The sequence below is a fragment of the Lentibacillus sp. JNUCC-1 genome, from assembly GCF_009741735.1.
In the GTDB taxonomy this organism is placed as follows: domain Bacteria; phylum Bacillota; class Bacilli; order Bacillales; family Amphibacillaceae; genus Lentibacillus_B.
The window spans coordinates 516,516-537,409 of sequence record NZ_WHOH01000001.1; the positions used below are offsets into that span (position 1 = coordinate 516,516).

General features: G+C 44.7%; 20 protein-coding genes and 1 pseudogene. 11 read left to right on the top strand and 10 right to left on the bottom strand.

Annotation, left to right across the window (positions count from 1 at the left end; translation table 11 throughout):
• Positions 1-6 precede the first annotated feature (6 nt).
• Positions 7-1,926 (top strand): vWA domain-containing protein, encoded by a 1,920-nt coding sequence (locus tag JNUCC1_RS02485; RefSeq protein WP_156643842.1) that lies wholly within the window; start codon positions 7-9, stop codon positions 1,924-1,926.
• A 219-nt stretch (positions 1,927-2,145) separates the two neighbouring features.
• Here JNUCC1_RS02485 and JNUCC1_RS02490 read toward each other — a convergent pair whose 3' ends face one another.
• Positions 2,146-3,375 carry a CynX/NimT family MFS transporter gene (locus tag JNUCC1_RS02490; RefSeq protein ID WP_156645366.1) on the bottom strand — a complete coding sequence of 410 codons (1,230 nt, stop codon included), beginning with the start codon at positions 3,373-3,375 and terminating at the stop codon, positions 2,146-2,148.
• 213 nt (positions 3,376-3,588) lie between these two features.
• Between JNUCC1_RS02490 and JNUCC1_RS02495 the strand changes: the two genes are divergently transcribed.
• From JNUCC1_RS02495 to narI, 9 genes and pseudogenes are all read left to right on the top strand, one after another.
• On the top strand, positions 3,589-4,233 hold the full coding sequence (locus JNUCC1_RS02495; protein WP_156643843.1) for an ABC transporter ATP-binding protein: 645 nt from the start codon (positions 3,589-3,591) through the stop codon (positions 4,231-4,233).
• Positions 4,226-5,056: an ABC transporter permease gene (locus JNUCC1_RS02500; protein ID WP_331713572.1), complete on the top strand. Its 831-nt coding sequence runs from the start codon at positions 4,226-4,228 to the stop codon at positions 5,054-5,056. Before JNUCC1_RS02495 ends, JNUCC1_RS02500 begins: the two co-directional genes overlap by 8 nt.
• A gap of 193 nt (positions 5,057-5,249) precedes the next feature.
• On the top strand, positions 5,250-5,666 hold the full coding sequence (locus JNUCC1_RS02505) for a hemerythrin domain-containing protein (RefSeq protein WP_156643844.1): 417 nt from the start codon (positions 5,250-5,252) through the stop codon (positions 5,664-5,666).
• A gap of 35 nt (positions 5,667-5,701) precedes the next feature.
• Positions 5,702-6,016 (top strand): hypothetical protein, encoded by a 315-nt coding sequence (locus tag JNUCC1_RS02510; RefSeq protein WP_156643845.1) that lies wholly within the window; start codon positions 5,702-5,704, stop codon positions 6,014-6,016.
• 35 nt (positions 6,017-6,051) lie between these two features.
• Complete coding sequence (locus JNUCC1_RS02515; RefSeq protein WP_156643846.1) at positions 6,052-6,324, top strand: hypothetical protein; 273 nt, start codon at positions 6,052-6,054, stop codon at positions 6,322-6,324.
• Between the two features lie 2 nt (positions 6,325-6,326).
• Positions 6,327-10,009: pseudogene (locus JNUCC1_RS02520) on the top strand (nitrate reductase subunit alpha).
• Entirely contained in the window at positions 9,999-11,507 is a 1,509-nt protein-coding gene (gene narH / locus JNUCC1_RS02525) for a nitrate reductase subunit beta (protein WP_156643847.1), read from the top strand. The pseudogene JNUCC1_RS02520 and the gene narH overlap by 11 nt, the downstream one beginning before the upstream one ends.
• The gene (narJ, locus tag JNUCC1_RS02530; protein WP_156643848.1) at positions 11,507-12,142 is read left to right on the top strand and encodes a nitrate reductase molybdenum cofactor assembly chaperone; all 636 of its coding nucleotides are present in this window, start codon (positions 11,507-11,509) and stop codon (positions 12,140-12,142) included. Before narH ends, narJ begins: the two co-directional genes overlap by 1 nt.
• A gap of 172 nt (positions 12,143-12,314) precedes the next feature.
• Entirely contained in the window at positions 12,315-13,028 is a 714-nt protein-coding gene (gene narI / locus JNUCC1_RS02535; RefSeq protein WP_156643849.1) for a respiratory nitrate reductase subunit gamma, read from the top strand.
• A gap of 146 nt (positions 13,029-13,174) precedes the next feature.
• Here the strand turns inward: narI and JNUCC1_RS02540 are convergent, their stop codons facing one another.
• From JNUCC1_RS02540 to JNUCC1_RS02555, 4 genes are all read right to left on the bottom strand, one after another.
• Positions 13,175-13,882 (bottom strand): Crp/Fnr family transcriptional regulator, encoded by a 708-nt coding sequence (locus JNUCC1_RS02540; protein ID WP_231746952.1) that lies wholly within the window; start codon positions 13,880-13,882, stop codon positions 13,175-13,177.
• Positions 13,883-14,059: 177 nt separating this feature from the next.
• Positions 14,060-14,485, bottom strand: coding sequence for a DUF2642 domain-containing protein (locus JNUCC1_RS02545; protein WP_231746953.1), 426 nt, complete (start codon positions 14,483-14,485; stop codon positions 14,060-14,062).
• Positions 14,486-14,608: 123 nt separating this feature from the next.
• Positions 14,609-15,646: an LLM class flavin-dependent oxidoreductase gene (locus JNUCC1_RS02550; protein WP_156643851.1), complete on the bottom strand. Its 1,038-nt coding sequence runs from the start codon at positions 15,644-15,646 to the stop codon at positions 14,609-14,611.
• Between the two features lie 105 nt (positions 15,647-15,751).
• Positions 15,752-16,204: a hemerythrin domain-containing protein gene (locus JNUCC1_RS02555; RefSeq protein ID WP_156643852.1), complete on the bottom strand. Its 453-nt coding sequence runs from the start codon at positions 16,202-16,204 to the stop codon at positions 15,752-15,754.
• Positions 16,205-16,366: 162 nt separating this feature from the next.
• Here JNUCC1_RS02555 and JNUCC1_RS02560 point away from each other — a divergent pair, with 162 nt between their 5' ends.
• Positions 16,367-17,644 carry a serpin family protein gene (locus JNUCC1_RS02560; protein WP_156643853.1) on the top strand — a complete coding sequence of 426 codons (1,278 nt, stop codon included), beginning with the start codon at positions 16,367-16,369 and terminating at the stop codon, positions 17,642-17,644.
• A 155-nt stretch (positions 17,645-17,799) separates the two neighbouring features.
• Here the strand turns inward: JNUCC1_RS02560 and JNUCC1_RS02565 are convergent, their stop codons facing one another.
• The 5 genes from JNUCC1_RS02565 to JNUCC1_RS19125 all read right to left on the bottom strand — a co-directional run bounded on the left by JNUCC1_RS02565 (position 17,800) and on the right by JNUCC1_RS19125 (position 20,892).
• A complete protein-coding gene (locus tag JNUCC1_RS02565) occupies positions 17,800-18,876 on the bottom strand; it encodes an RNA-guided endonuclease TnpB family protein (RefSeq protein WP_156643854.1) in 1,077 nt (358 codons plus the stop codon).
• 4 nt (positions 18,877-18,880) lie between these two features.
• Entirely contained in the window at positions 18,881-19,279 is a 399-nt protein-coding gene (tnpA, locus tag JNUCC1_RS02570; RefSeq protein ID WP_156643855.1) for an IS200/IS605 family transposase, read from the bottom strand.
• A gap of 199 nt (positions 19,280-19,478) precedes the next feature.
• Entirely contained in the window at positions 19,479-20,117 is a 639-nt protein-coding gene (gene thiE, locus JNUCC1_RS02575) for a thiamine phosphate synthase (RefSeq protein WP_156643856.1), read from the bottom strand.
• Entirely contained in the window at positions 20,114-20,446 is a 333-nt protein-coding gene (locus JNUCC1_RS19120; RefSeq protein WP_331713573.1) for a hydroxyethylthiazole kinase, read from the bottom strand. Before JNUCC1_RS19120 ends, thiE begins: the two co-directional genes overlap by 4 nt.
• Positions 20,425-20,892: a hydroxyethylthiazole kinase gene (locus JNUCC1_RS19125; protein WP_331713574.1), complete on the bottom strand. Its 468-nt coding sequence runs from the start codon at positions 20,890-20,892 to the stop codon at positions 20,425-20,427. Before JNUCC1_RS19125 ends, JNUCC1_RS19120 begins: the two co-directional genes overlap by 22 nt.
• Positions 20,893-20,894 lie beyond the last annotated feature (2 nt).

Below are 20,894 nucleotides of genomic sequence, written 5' to 3' on the forward strand. Positions count from 1 at the left end.
ATCGACATGTACCGTTTTCATGATAAAAAGATTGATACCGCGTTGTTTATGCAACTGCAGGATCTTGTCCGTGTCTTAATTGGACGGCCTCAGATCTCATTCGAATATGCATATGGCTCGACGTTTTCTGTTACTGAGGGGAAAATAACGGCAAGTACACATTGGGAAAAAACCCGGGAAGATTATAAGCAGGCTGGCTTGAAAACAGATGTTTATCTCAGAGCGATTGGGACTATGCAGGCGTCTGAAGTGGATAGTGTCATGTCTATGATGTTTAAAGCAGAAGACATGCGCCTCCGCAAGTTTGTCGAGCAGTTATTTGCGATACTCGAAGACATCCGCCTTGAAGAAACGATCAAGCATCAGCGCCCGGGAACAAAGAAGCTGTTTGATACACGACGCACATATTACCGGTCTTATTTTACCCAGCAGCTTAAAGTGAATGCTGAGCGCGGGTATCGTCTGGATGAACTGTTTGCATTGATCTATTTATTTATCCAGGCAGATGGACCTGACCCGGACTTTCCAGAGGCCAATGAGGAGCAGACAAACCTGCTGCGGCAGCTCACACCTCTTCTTGAACGCTTATTCGAGGCGAAACAGACAAACGATGTTAATGAAATCGTTCTGAACATCGTTGAGGCAGTCGAGGGAAGTTCTCCAGGATACAACGATTTAATGAACGAATATTTTGCGTTCCCTATCACGCATACAGATTCGAACGAAGACCGAGCATCCGATGACATCAGAAGGACAGACCCGCTCGATAATGATGATGAAGATGACCCAGATCCAGAGGACAGCGACGTTTTTGACGAAACAATGCCAACATGGCATAAAGAAAATGAAAACGCCGACCACAAGCAGACTTTTCTCCAGTTTGAACTCGAAAAGGGCACGAAGACGTCTCTAATCGGAGAAGGAGCCAGAGAAACTGAGGAAGGCGACCAGGCCCTCGCTTCAATTCAAGGGTCATCAGGGGAATCAGACACAAATGACTATTCCGATAAAACTCCGATGCCGGAGAAAAGCGGGGACTATAAAGAAGGCTCTCACGGGGCAGCTTTTGGCAAAGACAATCGGTTCGCTGTAGCCATTGAACAGAAAGCCACTTCTCCGACAGATGAAGACATTAACGCTTACGAACGGTTTTCAGAAAGCATTATCCCCTATGAGAACAGGCTGACGAGAACGATCGACAATATGCTTGAACACAAGCAAACAGCGCCAAGGACCAATTTAGTTGCCGGACGTCTATCGAAAAAACTGATCAGTATCGCGACAGATGAGTTCCCTCGCTTGTTTTACAAAAAGAATGAGGACGATAAAGAAATTGACGCTGTCTTTTCATTGTTAGTGGATTGTTCCGCTTCAATGATCAACAAAATGGACGAAACAAAAAAAGGTGTCATTTTATTTCACAGGGTTTTAAAACGATTGAAAATCCCTCATGAAATCATCGGTTTCTGGGAAGAAGCATCAGATGTCCGAGACAACTATCAGCCGAATTACTTTCATATCGTTCATGCGTTCAGTGACTCTTTATACAAGGATAAAGGCGCAGCAATTATGCAACTGGAAGCTCAAGAAGACAACCGTGATGGATTCAGTATTCGTGTGGCACGGGAAAGGATGTTGACAAGACCTGAGAAAAACCGGTTCCTGCTCGTCTTTTCTGACGGTGAACCCGCTGCTGCCTACTACGAAGACAATGGCATTGTGGATACGCATCTGGCCGTTTCAGAAACCCGAAAACAACAAATTGATGTGATCGGACTCTTTCTTGCTGAAGGTGAAATCACAGAACAAGCGGATGCTCTCATGAAAAATATATATGATAAAGAACGCATCATTGTACCGTCCGTTGAAGAATTGCCTGATCATTTCACGCCTTTATTGAAAAAACTGCTGCTAAAAGCGATTTGATAACAAAAGCGGAAACGCCTTGTTCACCCCCGAAAATCATAAGCAAGAACGTGTAGTGGCGGTCTTTGCCACGTAGCGTTATTGCTTATGACTCGAGGGGGTAGGCGTTGGAGCTGGACGTTGCCCTTGGCTATGTTTATTAACAGCTCGGACATTTAATAATTTTCTAAGCAAAAAAAACCACATTCCCTATCTTAAGGAATGTGGTTTCCTATCTATTTATGCCTTCTCGGCAGCTTCTTCCTCCAATACGTATTTATCTCTTCCAGCACCATAGCCGGCCAGACTCATGATAATTCCAACTGCGACTATTGTCAGAATCGGTGCTTGCCATGTATGGGTGATGTCATACAAAAGCCCAATGACCATCGGACCAAATGCGGCCAACACGTATCCGACAGACTGAGCCATTCCGGAAAGCTGTGCAGCCTGCGCTGTAGTAGCCGCCCGCAAACTTAACAATGTCAGAGATAAACTGATCGTAGCACCAGCACCAATACCAACTAGCGTAATCCACAAAAATATAAGCGGTGCGGGACCACCAGCGAGTAGCCCTAAAAATCCAACAGTGGTACAACCGCTGAACACAAGAACAATTCCTTTTTGATGGCTGTAGCGTTCTGCAAGAATCGGCGCCAAAAACGTGGAAGGTATGCTGACAAATTGAACATAAGACAGCATCCAGCCCGCTGTCGATGCTGAAAATCCAAAGTCCTGAAGCATCTCAGGGAACCATGACACGATCGTATAATACACAAATGATTGCAAACCCATAAATAATGTGACCTGCCAGGCCAGAGAGGATCCCCACATCCGTTTACCTGTGTGAACACCTTTGAGCTTCAATTCATCTTGCGGTAGTGTTTTCGCCACTTGAACGACTTTATACCAAATCATAAAACCAGCCACAGCCAGAATAGCCCATGTGCCGAGGGATAACTCCCAGCCAAATCCTGACCCTTTAGCAAGGGGAATTGACAAACCAGATGCAGTAGCCGCCATTACGGCCATTGAGGTTGTATACACACTCGTCATCCCACCCACTTTATACGGGAACTTTTCTTTAACAACTGCAGGCAGCAGTACGTTCATAATTGCGATTCCGACACCGACAACAAATGTCCCTGCAAACAGTGTAAATGTGAACGGGATCGAACGGGTGATAATGCCCCCCAATAAAAAACCAAGACCGATCAGAACCGCCGACATGTTACCCAAGCGGGCCCCGAGCTTAGCCGCGATCGGCGACGTTATAGCAAATGCCAGAAGCGGGAGACTCGTAATCAATCCTGCACTCCAGTTGGATAGACCGATGTCATCGCGAATCAATCCGAGTACAGGACCCACCGACGTGATTGCAGGACGCAGGTTAAATCCGATAATAATAATAGCTGTTATAAGCAAAATGCGTCTTTTCGGTGTTTGTTTACTCCATTCAATCAGCCTCATTGCACTCATTTCAAACCTCCTTTCTTAATTTATGGTCGTATCCAATTGTCTGTCTAAACCATTATAAATGTCAAGCTTCACCCTTTAGCAGACGTGCGTTGAAACTCCTTTTAAGTTAAAACTGAACTGATTAATAGATTCCGATGGTTAAATCTGCATAGACGGGGTACTTATATTAATATACAAAAACATCCAAACAAAGAGAGGCTTAACATGTTTAAATTCAAAAATGTTAGGGTTAACAACATCTTAAATATTCCTGAATTGAGGATTGATGCTGGTGTAACGGCCATCATTGGCAAAAGCGGCAGCGGCAAGTCTACACTGCTCAGGTTACTGAATCAGCTCGACGATCCAACAGAAGGAGAAATATACTGGAAAGATCAATTACTTTCTACATATGAGCCAACAGAATTACGCAAACAAGTCGTCATGATCCCGCAATCCCCCATTATATTCGACGGTACTGTTCGTGATAATCTAGCGATCGCTTTCTCTTATCGGGAAGAAAACACACCGGACGATGAAGCTCTTCAAAACGCGCTTGACGCCCTGCTTCTCGATAAAAAGCTGACAGAAGACGCAAATGATCTTTCTGGGGGAGAAAAACAACGACTCGGTATTGCACGTGCATTACTGTTAACATCAGTCGAAGTCCTGTTACTCGATGAGCCGGCATCTTCCCTAGACGAGGACACGACACAACACGTCATTAAGAAGTTGATAAACTCAGCGAAAAAACATCAGCAGCAAATCATTATGGTGTCCCATGATAAACAACTGGCAAATTCAGCAGCTGACGAATTGATCCATCTTGAGGACTATCTTCCGGCAAGTGAGGTGAACAACCGTGGATGAATCGCTTGATCTCGCCATCTGGCAGGTAGCCGCGGCATATGTCTTTATTTTGATCGTTCTAGCCATCTTTCGCATTAAAAAAATCCCCAGAGAAAAATTGATCGTCATTTCGGTTCTCCGCATGACCTTTCAACTGATTCTTGTAGGATACATACTTGTCTATATTTTCGACAATCCTCATCCCGCTCTCACACTGGGAATTATATTTTTCATGCTTGGTTTTGCGATTTTTAACGTTTATCAGCGGGCCAAAGCAAGCTTGAATTTCCCTTTAAAAAAGATGATAGCGGCAGGAATGATCCTTGGTGTGACGATCAGCTTGGCTTATATGATGCTCGTTGTTTTGAATCTTGATCCTTGGTATAACGTGCGCATCTTTATACCGATTGGGGGAATGATCATCGGAAAAACGATGACAGGTGTTGCGCTTGCCGTTAACTATCTGATCACAGGCATGAAAGAACAACGGGAGAAGGTAGAAGGTGCCCTGATGCTTGGAGCAACACCCAAACAAGCGTCAAAACCGATTATGAATGAAGCATTCGACTCTGCTATGCTCCCGACCATCAATGCTATGGTTGGGATGGGCATTGTATTTCTGCCCGGCATGATGACCGGACAGATCATCGCAGGTCAGGAACCTCTCACAGCAGTCAAATATCAGATCGCTGTTATGCTGGGAGTCTCCGGAACAGTCTCTATCACAGTCCTGATTTTTCTGCACCTGGCCTATAAGACTTTCTTCAATGAACACAAGCAGTTCATCCTAAACAAACGTGAAGTTGCCTCTGATGAAATACCGATAAAAAACAAAACGAATTAACATGCGCTTAGATGCGGCCGGTCCCACGGATTTATAAATTCATGGGATCGGCCTCTTTATTTTTTAATTTCGGCATAAAACTTCTCAATTATGGAAGAATGAGTAAAATGGTTGTGATATTTGTCATAGCTTATCACTTTGTAGATTTATACAATAGAACAAACCATCTATTTACATAGAGAGGGGTCATTTTATGTCAGGTCCAGGATTAAAACATGTTGACAGTCATTCCGCTATACATGAAGCAGCGCTCAATGAAGCGATTGAGCTAAACGAGCTTCTGGAAAAGCTTATGGATAATAACGAACTTGAAAAAGCCCATGAGGCAGCATATGTTGTTGTCGAACATTGGGAAACCCGGACACTTCAGCATGCTCAGTCTGAAGAAGAAGGATTGTATAAGGAATTGGTTGAGGAAGATCCGGAATTAAAGGATCAGATCACCATGCTGACGCGTGATCACGATATTTTACGCATGCTCGTTACTGAAATTAAGGACATGCTTGACGAAGACGGGTTCAGTGATGCCGTACTGCAGCGTTTCCAGTCACTCGTTATCGTGGACAAGATTCATAACCGCGAGGAAGAGCGTCTTCTTCCCCATCATTAAGGATGGATTAAGAATTTCAAAAGGAGGGGTCACCGATGGCAGACCAAACGACTCAAAAAGCAAAGTCATTGCGGGTCATCGCGCCGCAGCTGTACAAAGATATTATAAATGCCATGACTGCGAAACATAATATTCACTCCTATGACATTCAAGCTACAGCCATTGAGAAAAAAGACGGCCTCACCATTATCCTGAGGTTTGGCGAAGAGTTTGCCCATACACAGGAAGCTTTCTTTACCCATGAAACCATTAAAGATCGGGGCGAAGAGCTGAACCAATTCATCCAGGAAACGGCTGATATTTGTAAAGATGTCATGGTAAAAGATTACTTTAAAATGATGAAGCCATAACATAGACGCGTGATCGAAAAAAGGAGGGTCATCAGATGTTTTCATTTGAAGAGGAAGCTGATTTTGTTCAAGACAGAGAAGATCTGCTCGGGGTTTTGCGCATGCGGTTTGGAAGTGTGCCACCCAAGGTCATTGATCATATTTATGAGTTGAGTGATCTTGATACATTGGAGCGATTGATACTTGTGGCTGCCAATGCCCCATCGTTTGAAATTTTCTTAGAAGAAATGAATGAGGGCAGCGGAAGTTTCCGTATTGTCGGAGAACGCTTTAATCCAATCGAGAACATGATGAGAGGGGATGAATAACGGTGAAAAAAACGAATAAACTTCTCAGTGCTCTTAAACATCTTAGAGAAGGGAATCGCATTAACGATGGTTTTACAGAAGAGAGCCCCCGTCCACGTGATGCTGAAGACATTTATCGCCGCAGATGGCAGCATGACAAAGTGGTAAGATCCACCCACGGTGTAAACTGCACCGGTTCATGCAGCTGGAAAATATACGTTAAAGACGGCATTATCACATCAGAAGTTCAGCAAACCGACTATCCTTCAACAGGCGATGACTTTCCGGAATATGAACCGCGCGGATGCCCACGAGGCGCAAGTTTTTCTTGGTACACATACAGCCCGGTGCGTGTGAAATATCCATATATTCGCGGTGACTTGTACGAGCTTTGGAAAGCTGAGCGCAACAATGGACTTGATCCAGTTGAGGCCTGGGAAAGCATTGTCGGCAATCCCGAGAAACGTCAGCAGTATGTGAACGCTCGTGGTAAAGGTGGTTTTGTACGGGCTTCCTGGCGTGAAATGTGTGAAATCATTGCCAGCGCTTCAATCCATACGATTAAACAATACGGCCCAGACCGTGTCGTTGGATTCAGCCCGATTCCTGCGATGTCAATGGTCAGCTATGCAGCAGGAACGCGCTTTCTGTCACTGATCGGCGGAACCATTCTCAGTTTCTATGATTGGTATGCCGACCTCCCCCTGCTTCCCCGCAAGTGTGGGGTGAACAAACTGACGTGCCTGAAAGTGCCGACTGGTATAATTCGAAATACTTTATCATCTGGGGCACCAATCTGCCGCAAACACGGACACCTGATGCACACTTTATGGTGGAAGCACGATATAACGGCACTAAAGTCGTTGGTGTCAGCCCGGACTATGCGGAATACGAGAAGTTTGCAGACATATGGCTCCCAGCCAAACCAGGTACAGACGGCGCTCTGGCAATGGCAATGACCCATGTTATTTTAAAAGAATTTTACGTAGAAAGACAGGTCCCTTATTTCATCGATTACGTGAAACGATTTACCGATCTTCCTTTCTTAATTATGCTCGACGAAGACGGAAACGATGCAAGAAGCGGGCGCTTTCTCCGTTCGACAGACATTGGCCATGAAGAACCACTTGGTGAATGGAAAACGGTTGTCATGGACGAAGCCACCGGTAAACTTGAAGTTCCTAATGGGACGCAAGGCCACCGCTGGGACGAAGATACAAACTGGAACCTTGAATTGACACGTAAAGATGGTTCTTTAATCGATCCGAAGCTTTCATTTATTGAAGATGCGGACGAAACCGCAATGGTTACCTTCCCTTACTTTTCTGAAGAAGATGGAGGAACGCTCGAACGCGGTGTACCCGTTAAGTTTCTAGAAACCAGTGAAGGCAGAACTGTTAAAGTTACAACCGTTTATGACCTGATGATGGCACACACTGGTGTCGGAAGAGGTCTAGAAGGCGATTATCCGTCAGACTATGACGATCCGAAAGCTTACACACCTGCCTGGCAGGAAAGCATTACAGGCGTTCATAAAAATCACGTCATTAAAGTCGCAAAAGAATTTGCCGACAACGCAGCTCGCACGAATGGGAAGTCCATGATTGCCATGGGCGGTGGGACCAACCACTGGTTCCACAGCGATCAGATATACCGTTCCATTTTAAATCTTGTATTACTGACCGGTTCGCAAGGTGTCAATGGTGGCGGCTGGGCCCATTATGTCGGCCAGGAGAAAGTACGTCCGCTGGAAGGCTGGCAGCAAGTTGCCTTTGCCGGCGACTGGATCAAACCGCCACGCCATCAAAACGGTACATCTTACTTTTATTTTGCAACGGATCAGTTCCGATATGAAATTAAGCCAGAAGATCATGACGAAGAAACAAAATGGAACAGCACATACAGCAAAATGCACCCAGCTGACGTCAATGCTTTATCCGCACGACTTGGATGGCTGCCATCGTTCCCACAGTTCACACAAAACTCAATTGATCTTGTGAAGAATTCCCGGGACAAAGGCGCAGCAACAGACCAAGAAGTGATTGATGATATTGTGGAACAAATAAAAGACGAAAAGATTGAGTGGGCCATGGAAAATCCAGATCACCCTCAGAACTTCCCGCGTGTCTTTTTCAACTGGCGTTCCAATTTGCTCGGTGACAGTGGTAAGGGCCATGAATATTTTGCCAGACACCTCATCGGCGGTGAAGATCAGATCCTGTCAGATACTGAGAATTCCTGGCAGCCTGAAACCGTTAAAGTCACTGAAGAAGCACCAAGAGGGAAAGTTGACCTGTTGGTAAGTGTTGATTTCCGGATGACAAGCTCTGGTCTGTTCTCAGACATTGTCCTCCCTGCTGCTACTTGGTATGAGAAATTCGACATCTCGTCAACAGACATGCACCCGTTTGTCCATCCGTTTAATGCGGCGATCTCACCACCTTGGCAGGCTAAAAGTGACTGGAATACCTTCCGTGAAATTTCCAAGGTTTTCTCAGAGCTTGCTGAAAAGCATTTACCGGAAACGGAAGAAGTCATGATGACACCGCTTGGCCATGACTCAAAAGGCGAAATCGCACAACCATTTGGCAAAATCAAGGACTGGCGTAAAGGCGAAGTTGAGGCGATCCCAGGTAAAACGATGCCTAACTTCCAAATTGTTAAGCGTGATTACCCAACTGTCTATGAAAAAATGATTTCTATTGGTCCAGAATTGAAAAAAGGTTATGGCGCCAAAGGGGTCAAAATTGACGGTGAACCGGTTTACGAAGAACTCGGTAAACGTCTCGGTATCTCTAAGCGTGAAGGTCTCGCCAAAGGACGTCCTGATTTGTATACGGACAAACATGCGATTGACGCAATTCTGCTTATGTCAGGTGCTACAAACGGCAAGCGTGCGGTAGAAGGCTGGAATTCACTGGCGAAAAACACCGGACAGGATCTGAATGAAATCGCACTCGGTCGCGAAGATGATGACTATACTTTAGACGCTTTAACCGTCCAACCGCGTCATGCTATTTCAACACCGGTATGGAGCGGCCTCGAGAAAGACAACCGCCGTTACTCACCGTTTACAGTAAACACGGAATACAACATTCCATGGCGGACATTGACCGGACGGCAAAGTTTCTATCTCGATCATGAGATGATGCTCGATTACGGCGAAGCACTGCCGCTATATTTACCACCGCTTTATCACGATCCTTTTATACCTGGAGATAAAACGGTTAAAGAGAATGGTGATGCGATTACGGTGCGCTATTTAACCCCTCACCAAAAATGGGGCATTCACACGATGTTCACCGATACAACAGCCATGTCACAGCTCTTCCGTGGCTGGCAGCTTGTTTGGATGAATGAAGACGATGGCGCATCAATTGGTTTGAAAGATAACGACTTTATTGAAGTATACAACCGTAACGGGGTTATATCGGCACGCGTTGTTCTCACTTATCGAATTCCGAAAGGCCTGGCATATATGTATCATGCCCAGGACCGCACACTCGGGGTTCCGGGAACTGTTATTAATAAACAGCGCGGCGGTACACATAACAGTGTGACCCGCATTACTGTTAAGCCGACCCACATGATCGGCGGTTATTCACAATTAAGCTACGGCTTCAACTACTATGGACCAACTGGCCAGCAGCGGGATACTGTTGCAGTCATCAGAAAACTGAAGGAGGTCGATTGGCTTGAGAATTAAGGCACAAGTCGCAATGGTGATGCACCTTGACAAATGTATTGGTTGTCACACATGCTCTGTCACATGTAAGAATACTTGGACTAATCGTCCTGGAACGGAATACATGTGGTTCAACAACGTCGAAACGCGCCCAGGACCTGGCTATCCGAAGCAATGGGAAGATACTGAACGATTTAAAGGCGGCTGGGAGCTTAAAAATGGCAAGTTGAAACTAAAAGCCGGCGGTCCGATTCAAAAGCTCGCCAACATATTCCATAATCCGGATATGGCGACAATGGACGACTACTATGAACCATGGACATATGACTATGACCACTTGATTCACAGTCCCAAATCTGAAAATCTGCCTGTTGCCCGGCCGAAATCTCAGATTACCGGGAAGTTTATCGACAAGCCTGAGTGGGGCTCCAACTGGGACGACGACCTTGCCGGGGGTAGTGAAATTGTACCCCTTGACCCGAACGTTCAGAAATTGCAGGATCATATTTCCATGCAATACGAAAAGACATTTATGATGTATCTACCAAGAATCTGCGAGCACTGCCTGAACCCATCCTGTGTCGCATCGTGCCCATCAGGTGCTCTGTATAAACGGGATGAAGACGGCATCGTGCTTGTGGATCAGGAAGCCTGTCGTGGCTGGCGCTTCTGCATGAGCGGCTGCCCATATCACAAAGTCTATTACAACTGGGCTACACACAAAGCAGAGAAATGTAACTTCTGCTACCCAAGAACTGAAGCTGGACTGCCTACCATCTGTTCTGAAACGTGTGTTGGTCGTATTCGCTATATCGGAGTCGTGCTGTACGACGCAGATAAAGTCAAAGATGCGGCATCAGTTGAAGATCCACAAGATTTGTATGAAGCTCAGCTTGGCTGTTTCTTGGATCCATTTGATCCGGAAATTCAGGAAAAAGCACGTGAGCATGGCATCAACGACTCTTGGATTGAAGCTGCCCAGGATTCACCTGTTTATAAAATGGCTGTCAAGTGGAAAATCGCTCTCCCATTGCATCCGGAATACCGGACAATGCCAATGGTATGGTATGTGCCACCTCTTAGCCCGATCATGAATCATATTACCAATGAAGACGAATTAAGCACAGACGGCTATATTCCAGCCGTTGATCAAATGCGTATCCCGATGGAATATCTCGCCAGCATTCTTTCTGCCGGTGACACAGAAGTTATTCGTAATGTGTTGTTAAAACTGACTGCCATGCGCGTGCATATGCGCGGAAAAACAGTTGGCGGTATCGATGAGTTCAGACAAAGTGATCTTGTGAAAGAAGCAGGCACAACGCCTGAAGAAATTGAAGACATGGCACGGCTTCTCGGTGTGGCCAAGTACAACGAACGCTTCGTCATACCGACCGGACGCCGTGAAATGGATGGTGAAAAAGACTTGTATTACAGCCAAGGCGCATGCAGTCTCGAAGACATTGCACCGCGTGAAGGCGCTGCGGCCACCTTTGCATATGAAAGGGGTATGCGGTAATGACCCAGCAGCATGCTTTAAAAGACCAAACACTTCAGCCGCATGAAGTCCAAACCATTCTTCTGATTGCTTCCCGGATACTCAGTTATCCGGAAGCAATCGATGAAATGGTAGAAACGATTAGTGAAAGCATCGACGAACAAATCGATGATCCTGAACTCAAAAAAGAACTGACACGTGCAACCCAACCTTTGTTTGTACTGCCAGCAAGAGATTTGCGCGAGTTGTATGTGAATACATTTGACTTAAAATCCAAGCTCGGGCTTTATTTAACCGCTCATGAATTTGGTGACAGCCCCAAGCGCGGCGCTGCTCTGATCAAACTGCAGAAAATCGTTAACCAGACTGGGTTTGAGCGTGAAGGTGAAGAACTTGCTGACTATATCCCTATGTTGCTGGAATTGCTCGCCGTTGCCCCTGAGCTTAGGGAAGATACCCGTCTGTACAGACGCTTAGCAGTAGCAATGCAATTCATGATCGACAACATCGCGATGGAAAATCCGTATGGGGAAATCCTGCGTGTGCTCACACGCCATATCTTCCCTGAACCAACAGAAGAAGACATAAAAGAAATTGAATTCAACCGGGAAGAAGCCGATCTTGAAGAACTCCCCTTCCCCATGATGTACCAGTAAGCACTGAACAAAAGCAGCAGCGCCTTGGTTACCTCCGCGCATCTAAGCAAAACATGCAATGTGGCTTATGATTCGAGGAGACAGGCGCTGAAGCTTTACAAGGCTGTTTCTGAAACTTATTCACAGCCTGAAAACCATACAACTTTCAATTCGTATATAAGGAGTGAACACTATGGCCGACATCTTCTGGTGGATTATCTTCCCCTACATCACTGGTCTGATTATGATCGTCGGGTTGTTATACCGCTTTGCATACAGACAACTGAGTTGGGCGGCCCCTTCCACTGAATTTTTTGAGAAAAAATGGCTTAGACTCGGCTCCCCTCTATTCCACTACGGCATCCTGATGGCTGTCATTGGGCATGCCATGGGGATTATAATTCCGATTGGTTTTTACAATGCGCTTGGTATTTCCGCTCATATGTATCATTTGGGAGCCATTATAGGTGGGGGAATCGCAGGCTTAATGGTTGTAGTCGGACTTGTCATTTTGTTGATTCGAAAAATCAAAATAGATCCAGTTCGGGTGCATACTTCTTTTGCTGACTTTTTCTCAGTAATCGCTCTTTTGTTTGTAGCCGGCACTGGAACCTATATGACAATCATCTACAACACGACCGTCGTATCATATGAATACCGCGACACAATCGGACCTTGGTTCAGAAGCTTGTTTATGTTCCAGCCAAAATACGAGCTGATGACTGCCATTCCGTTCATTTTCAAGGTGCACGTCATTTCTGCATTTGGGTTATTTGCATCCATTCCATTTACGCATCTTGTCCATTTCTATGCTCTACCAGTAAAGTATCCAACTCGAGCTCCGCAGCAATACCGATCTAGGGCTCAATACCGCCAGAAAAAAGACGGCAAAATGGAGATACGATAACAAAAGCGGAAACGCCTTGGTACCCCCCGAAAATCATAAGCAATCACTTTCGATGGCAGTTTTAGTCACGGAACACTATTGCTTATGACTCGTGGATGCAGAATTCTACACATGCAAAAGGAGCGCCATATAGGTTTGGCGCTCCCTCAATCAATGTGGCAGATTACAAGCGGACAATCTTCACAACCAATTTGCTTCCGCAAGTATTGAAGATCTTTTATAAAGATTTTTCCTGAATCGTCTGTTGCAACAATCGATCGGCTTCTTAAATCATTCAGCATGCGATTAGCACTTTCACGGGTTGCAGCAGCAAATGAAGCAAGCTCTGTATCTGTTAAAGGAACATCGATCAGAATGCCCCCATTCTGTTCAATTCCATAGCTGTTTGATAAACGAATCAATGTTGAATAAAGCGCACCCTTTTTTCCATGAAGTAAAAGATCCCGTATTTTATATTGAAACATACGCATATGATTGCTGGCCCATTTCATAAACTCAAAGGCGAGTAAGCTGTTCTCCATGAACGCTGTTTCGAGCTCTTTTTTGCTGATTGAATAAACTTCGCTTTCCTTTAGTGCTTTTGCATTCAGCAAATATGTAGCGTCATCACTGAATAGAACCAATTCGCCAACGAGTGCCCCCTCCTGACAGATGCGCAAGGTTAACTCTTTGCCATCTTCAGAGAGTTTTCCTATTTGCAGGAGCCCTGACTTCACCATGTAAATATACTCAGCAGGCATCCCTTCACTAAACAGAAAGTCTCCACTGCGAACACGGCGAATCGTTCCAAGGGATATTAATAATGCATGCAGGTCTTCAGAAATCAACTCTTCATTGCGTCTGGCAGTTTGCAACGCATAACCCCCCATTTAGTTTAATACCAAAAGATTCGTCTATGTTCACTATACCACTTAATGGTAAACTGCAAACACAGCAAATATGTCAATCCACTTACAAGCGGCAAAATAGAACATTTAATCATGACCCGGTTACTCGAAAGTCACCAGGTCATGTTTTGTTTACTTAATTCATCACAGAGCCATACCTTCAAAATAAACAATTTGATCAAGACGGATATGCAAAGCTTTATTTTTGCCAATGCCTATTTCAATATGATCAATTGCCACGCCGTTTAACGTTCCTTTTACTTCTTTTGCTGTTGTCTGTACACTGATTTCCAATCCTTGATGCCGGCTCAAGTGATCCAGAAATACCGGATCGACATTGGTGACATATCGATTGGGCTGGGGAATTTGGGCCACAGGCTTAAGACCTGTGTAGTCCGCAGCTTTGTGATTAACATACTCAGGCTGAACAATAGGGTTCAACTTTGTGTTATGTCCATGATGCTTGCGCATTTCGTCTTCTGTATACGCTTTCATGTTTTGTGTGTAATCCACAGGCGGTTGAGGCATTGTAGGGTACCCGTACGTATTTGGATAATAATAACCGTTCATTTTATATCTGCTCCCATCTATTTTTTCATTCCCTAAACCATATGTCAACCGTGGCGGGAGTGTGCAATGAGGAGCCGATCAAGAAACACACCTGAGTGAACAGGTATGTTTTCTGATCATCTTTTACGTGTTTTCCCTGAGAGCAAACGCGTCTGCAAGTAAAGTATATGAATGATGACGTGCTTTTTGGTCTGTAATCATATTCAGCACCATAACCTCATCCGCTTGTGCCTCAGCCGCAAGTTCAGTCAGCGCTTTCTTAACTTTTCCCGTACTGCCGATGATAAAACGGCCACTGTTCTCCTGACGTGCTTTCTCTTCGGCAGGTGTGTATGTGTGTTTCGCAGCTTCTTCCAGTGTTGGCGGCGGAAGTTTGAATTGGCCGGTTCCCCAGCGAGCCCATTGGAGTTCAGCTGGTCCAGCGAGATATTGTGCCTCCTCATCCGTATCTGCACACACAACAATAATAGACAAAATACTATAAGGGGTTTCCTGAAATTGGGACGGCTGAAATTGCTCACGGTAACTGCGTAAGACAGGGACGGCCCAGTCTGGGTTAATTTGCGCGGCAAATGCATAGCTCAGGCCAAATTGCGAGGCAATGCGCATGCCGCCATCACTTGAACCCAGCATGAATAATTGTGGTATAAGAGAAGGATCCGGAGACGGGGTGATATTTGCGAAAGGATGATCCTCAGGGAAGTTGCGTGTGAAATAAGCGAGCAATTCCTGAAGCAGCTCCATGCTGTCATTTCCTTCAACCGCTTCTCGTGAACGCCTTAAAGCAAGAGCTGTAAGACCGTCTGTCCCCGGTGCTCTGCCCATACCCAGGTCAATTCTGCCAGGGTGCAGTGCTTCCAGAATCGAGAAGTTCTCAACAATTTTTAAAGGGCTGTGATTTGGCAGCATCATGCCACCTGAGCCAATCCGAATATGATCGGTTACTGCGGCTGCGTGAGCACTTAGCAAATCAGGGGATGTGCTGACTTGGTGTTTGGTATTATGATGTTCCGCAAACCAATACCGTGTATAGCCAAGCTTGTCTGCCAGCTGAACAAGTTCAGTGGATTGTCTGAGTGTTTCAGTTGCAGATTCTTCGTTGTATATCGTTGCAAGATCAAGGACAGATAATTTTAACGGTTCCTTTGTATGTGAATTCATAAACGCCACCTCCATACAGCTTTGTCAGTACCATACCATTCATGCGCCACCTCGTGCACGGAAAATGCTTCCTCAGAACGCGATCGATTAATATTATGAGGCTTTTTAGTGGAGAAATGGTGCGAGTTCAATCAATTTGTCCTCGGGAAGTGCTTGTTCGATCATTGGAAATATGACGCGTTCTTCCGTTCGGATATGTTTTTCCAACAGTTCCCCCAACGTTTGCATGGCAGTAATATCGAATTTCTCGATTTCAAGAACCTGTTTGATTTTCGAACGGATGATCACGTGTTCGAGCAGCATATTTACAATTTCCGGCTGATTGATATCTGTATATGCAGCATACGCCGGCAGCAAAATCTCTTCTTCTTCGCGGAAATGATTTTGCCCATCCGGCTCCCAGAATGCTTTAAGATCCTGTATAATTTCCTCGTTTGTTAAACGGCTTTGTTCGGTGCCTGCACGTTTCAGCTTCAAAGCAACATGCAGTCCAATCATATGGTGTCGTGACAAGGGCTGCAAAGAATCATGACGTTTAATACCTCTTTTTTTAGCCATCCCAAATCCTCCTGATTCATTTAGATTACACTCATCATAGCATGCACCGTAATTTGGTCCAAACGTCTTTGGTTATATTTTGCGGCGAAATGGTTAATAAATGAAAGTGTACTGTAACAATTGTACGGTTAATCCGTCTTATTTAATGGGAGGTGTGGAGAAATGTTTTTGAGGAAAGCCATGCTATCGGCTTTTGCTTTTATGCTGGTACCCTTTACTGCGAGCTGTGGGACGTCGAATTCTCAGAGTGATGAAAAGCCTGATGAGAAACCGGTCATTGCCCAGGATGTGGATTACGGAGCGTCCGATTACATGAAAATTTCGCCTGCAAGCAATGCGCTTGGCTTTGAATTAGTAAAACAAGTGGATCCAGATGATCAAGGAAATATCTTTTTGTCGCCAGCAAGCATTTTTATGGCTTTATCATTAGCTTATAATGGCGCGGATGGGACCACACAATCGGATATGGCGGCTGTCATGAATATAGGTGAAATAAGTCTTGAAGAATTTAACAAGGCTAATGCGTCACTTCTCGCAGCAATCCACAGAAGCAGCGAAGACATTGTCTTAAATGTGGCCAATGCAATGTGGATCAATAACAAACATCAATTTCAAAATACATTTGCTGAACAAACCGGCGATTATTTCAATGCTGAAACCGAAGCCATTGATATTAACGATCCCGACTCAGCCGATGAGATCAATCGTTGGGTCCAACAGGCCACCAATGATCACATCAAACAAATCGTTGAACCGCCGCTTGATCCTTCAACTGTTGCTTTACTCGTCAATGCTATTTATTTTAATGGCAAATGGATGCATGAATTTGACCCTAAAGATACCAAAACTGAGACATTTCATTTCCCCGATGGATCTGAAAAAGACCATGAATTCATGCTGTTACAAGAAGAACTCTCATACTTTGAACATGAAGACTTCCAGGCCGTTACCCTGCCATATGGAGTTGGCGAGGTCAGTATGAATATTATCCTGCCAAAAGCGCACATAAACTTGGATGCGTTTATAGCGAAAATTTCAGGCGATGCGTGGAATAAATGGCAGGATCAATTCAAGTCACGAGAAGGCACATTAAAACTGCCGAAGTTTAAGGTCGACTACGAGACATCACTCGTTGAGCCCCTGCAAAAGCTGGGAATGACAGCTGCTTTTCAACCGGAAAAAGCTGAATTTCCTCATATGATTGAAGATCATGCCAGTTTATTTATCAGTGATGTCATGCATAAAACGTATATTAACGTAAACGAAGAAGGTACCGAAGCTGCGGGTGTGACCTCCGTTGAAATAACTGAAACATCAGCCACTGTCGGTCAACCATTTGAAATGATGGTGAACAAACCTTTCTTGATCACCATTACAGATAACGATACCGGTGCCAACCTATTTATAGGTGCCATTAAAAACCCTAAGGAAACAAATTGAGACTCCCACGACTAAAGTCACAAGCCCTAAACCTTACGGTTTGGTTTATAGGTGGGATTCTTGAATGACTTATCGTTCTCAGTCCATTTCTGTTTTGAACAGCCTTCAAGATCAGGGGATCTCATTACCCTTCCTAAGACAGTGCATATAGCATCTTAGGCTGATTGACTTTTACCATCAATCACAGGTGCATATCGAATATTCATAGCACCTATCAAATCACGATGTCTTTTAAATCCACATTTACATTTATATTTACGGTCTTGTGTTTTGTTCTTTTCAAAACATTTAGGGCATCTTTGGCTTGTGTATGCAGGATTCACATATTCAACTTTAATACCTTCTAGGTTCGCTTTATACTCAATGAATTGTGATAAGCGATAAAAAGACCAGGTATGCAAATTCTTTTCGTTTTTACGACTGGTTCTTGTCGTCTGTCTAATATTCGCTAATTGCTCGATACGAATGACAGAAACTTTATTTTTCTTAGCAAAGTTAACAATAGAACGACTTACCTTATGGTCCTGATCTTGCATCCAGCGTTGTTCCTTGTCCTTTAAATTGCGTATAGCAATTAACTTTTTCCTTTTGCCTAACTCTCTGCGTTTAGATTGGAATTTCCGTCTCTTATACCTATTTTTTCTACCATTTCCAAAGAAGCATACCTTTTCATCTTCTGTTACAGCAACAGCAGGTACTTTTAACCCTAAATCCACACCCATAACTTTTGTTTCCGTTTCTTGAACAGTAGGAATCGTGATGGAAATTTGGGCAATCCATTTGTTTGCTTTTTTTGTTATTCGAAGTGCTCCCAATTTATGCGTCAATAACTCGAGGGTTCGATTATCTTTATCAACTAATAGAGCTCGAATCGGTGTTTTAGATACTTTGCCATTAACCACAATTGGCATTGAAATGTGAGTGTGGTTAAAAGAATAGTTTTGATTATTCCAAATGCAGACTGGCTTTTTTAATTCAGGAACATTCTTGTATTTATTTTTCTTGGCTTTCTTAAAAACACTTTTCGCATCATTTATTGCTTGGTTTTTAACAGCGCTCGGCAAAGAAACATGAACGTCTTTGCTTGATTTCTTTGTACTTTTCTTTTCTGCCACCATTTCAGACACGAGGGTGTTGATCGTGCGAATATATGTCTGACTCATACTCTGCAAAATAGCAGCTTGTTCTTTGCTTGGTAGCAGTTTTATTTTTACAGTGATTGTCTGTGCCATCTTTTCACCCCCTTGTTTTTTGTTGTTCAACATAATGCTTGATGGTGGCACTTGAAACATTTCCTGCGGTAGATACAAAATAAGAACGTGTCCAAAGACTAGGCAAGTGTTGAAGATGGGGAAATTCTTCTCTCAACTTTTTTGAAGTCACGCCTTTGATTTTCGCCATAATATTCGTTGGACTTAACGTGGGTAGTGTATTAAGAAACATATGTGTATGATCTTGGTCACATTCTAAAGCAATAATGACAATCTCTAACTCTTCACATATTTCTTGCACCAGTTGTTTAAATCGTTCCTCTACATCAGCCCGGAGAAATATTTTTCTTCTGTATCGAGGGCAAAACACGAAATGATAGTTGATTAAAGATACTGTTGTTTTCGTTCGTCTATATTCATTCATACAAGTATTGTATCAGTTTAGTGGAATAACTACAACAGACAAACATAGAACTTTCGGATACTCAAAGTATCACGAAGCTTTAGGTTTTAGTGGCACTCCGTATCCGACCTCACTGTCATCCCACACCTAAAGGAGTGGGCTTTCCCGTTTGGAAAATCTGTAAGCGAAAAAACCGGCCCTGTATGAGTGGCCGGTTTTGTTATGATCGATTGCACGCTTTAAGTTTTTGAACTGCTTTTCTCGGGTCATCAGCTTCAGTTACAGCGGATATAACACTGACCCCCGCTGCACCTGCATTAAACACCAGCTGGGCGTTATCAGTCGTGATGCCACCAATACCGACAATCGGCATACCCGGGTAATCACGTTGCAGTGTCTCAATCCACTCTGGACCAACCGGCGCCTTGGCATCGTGTTTCGAAGTGGTCGCAAAAACCGGACCAGCCCCGAGATAATCAACCACGTTTAGTGGACTTCTGCCGACTTCCCCTGTATTAGATACCGACAGTCCGATGATCTTATCCGGAAACTGACGTCTTACCTCTTTCGCTGAAGCATCATCCTGTCCGACATGAATCCCATCAGCCTCAAGCGGTTCAACAAGATCTAAATCATCGTTTACGAAGAAAAGCACATCATGATCGCGGCAGATGGCCCTGAGCTTTTTTCCGAGTGCCAGTTTTGCATCACCCTCGAGTGATCCAGCGCCTTTTTCCCGAAATTGGAATGCAGTAATACCGCCCTGGATGGCATCGTGCAAAATGTCGGCAGGATCACGATCACAATTCTGACTGCCCATGATCAAGTAGACTTTTAGGCGATCTCTTAACAGGGTCATCGGGAAGCCTCCCAGGTCGTTAATGTGGCAACGTCCAAGCTTAGAGCATCGATCAGATGTGGCAGGAAGGTGCCCGGACCCTGGACAGCAGGCTGGGCAGCAGCATATTCCGCTGCCAGACCGTAAAAGCGCAAAGCCCCCTGGACCTGTTGCAAGACAGGAGCCTCCGCTGTCAGACAGGCTGTCATAATGGAACCAAGCAGGCAACCGGCACCTGTAATGCTGCTCAGATAGGGATGGCCGCTCGTATTTGTCACATTTGCGTCACCTGTGTGCACCACATCTGTTTCACCGGTTACAACAGCCGTTACGTCATAAATTCCCGCCACTTTCTCAGCAACCTGACGAGCATCACCGCCCCGACAGAATCGACACCTTTAACTGCCCAGGGGATATTTGCCAAATAGGCCATTTCGCCGGCATTTCCTTTAATAACGGTTGGTTTGACTTCAGTTAAAATCCGCTTGATCGCCTCTTGTCTGAAAGGGGTGGCAGCAACACCGACCGGGTCAAGCAGTACTGGAATACCTTTATCGTTAGCGGTCTGTCCCGCTAGGATCATCGAATCCAGTTCATCTTCTGTTAAGGTGCCTATATTAATGAGGACCCCGTCTGCTGCTGAAGCCATGTCACGAGCCTCTTTTTTGGATTTAGCCATAACAGGTGATGCCCCGAAAGCAATCAGACCATTGGCTGACATGTTCATCACGACCTGATTGGTCAAGTGGTGAATAAGCGGATTATGATTTCTAACATACTTGATGACGTGTTCCATTG

What these genes read in the sequence shown, in the direction of transcription:
- JNUCC1_RS02485 (WP_156643842.1), top strand. Translation starts at nt 7, where the DNA reads ATGTACCGTTTTCATGATAAAAAGATTGATACCGCGTTGTTTATGCAA.
- JNUCC1_RS02490 (WP_156645366.1), bottom strand. Translation starts at nt 3,375, where the DNA reads ATGAGGCTGATTGAATGGAGTAAACAAACACCGAAAAGACGCATTTTG.
- JNUCC1_RS02495 (WP_156643843.1), top strand. Translation starts at nt 3,589, where the DNA reads ATGTTTAAATTCAAAAATGTTAGGGTTAACAACATCTTAAATATTCCT.
- JNUCC1_RS02505 (WP_156643844.1), top strand. Translation starts at nt 5,250, where the DNA reads ATGTCAGGTCCAGGATTAAAACATGTTGACAGTCATTCCGCTATACAT.
- JNUCC1_RS02510 (WP_156643845.1), top strand. Translation starts at nt 5,702, where the DNA reads ATGGCAGACCAAACGACTCAAAAAGCAAAGTCATTGCGGGTCATCGCG.
- JNUCC1_RS02515 (WP_156643846.1), top strand. Translation starts at nt 6,052, where the DNA reads ATGTTTTCATTTGAAGAGGAAGCTGATTTTGTTCAAGACAGAGAAGAT.
- narJ (WP_156643848.1), top strand. Translation starts at nt 11,507, where the DNA reads ATGACCCAGCAGCATGCTTTAAAAGACCAAACACTTCAGCCGCATGAA.
- narI (WP_156643849.1), top strand. Translation starts at nt 12,315, where the DNA reads ATGGCCGACATCTTCTGGTGGATTATCTTCCCCTACATCACTGGTCTG.
- JNUCC1_RS02545 (WP_231746953.1), bottom strand. Translation starts at nt 14,485, where the DNA reads ATGAACGGTTATTATTATCCAAATACGTACGGGTACCCTACAATGCCT.
- JNUCC1_RS02550 (WP_156643851.1), bottom strand. Translation starts at nt 15,646, where the DNA reads ATGAATTCACATACAAAGGAACCGTTAAAATTATCTGTCCTTGATCTT.
- JNUCC1_RS02555 (WP_156643852.1), bottom strand. Translation starts at nt 16,204, where the DNA reads ATGGCTAAAAAAAGAGGTATTAAACGTCATGATTCTTTGCAGCCCTTG.
- JNUCC1_RS02560 (WP_156643853.1), top strand. Translation starts at nt 16,367, where the DNA reads ATGTTTTTGAGGAAAGCCATGCTATCGGCTTTTGCTTTTATGCTGGTA.
- JNUCC1_RS02565 (WP_156643854.1), bottom strand. Translation starts at nt 18,876, where the DNA reads ATGGCACAGACAATCACTGTAAAAATAAAACTGCTACCAAGCAAAGAA.
- tnpA (WP_156643855.1), bottom strand. Translation starts at nt 19,279, where the DNA reads ATGAATGAATATAGACGAACGAAAACAACAGTATCTTTAATCAACTAT.
- thiE (WP_156643856.1), bottom strand. Translation starts at nt 20,117, where the DNA reads ATGACCCTGTTAAGAGATCGCCTAAAAGTCTACTTGATCATGGGCAGT.
- JNUCC1_RS19125 (WP_331713574.1), bottom strand. Translation starts at nt 20,892, where the DNA reads ATGGAACACGTCATCAAGTATGTTAGAAATCATAATCCGCTTATTCAC.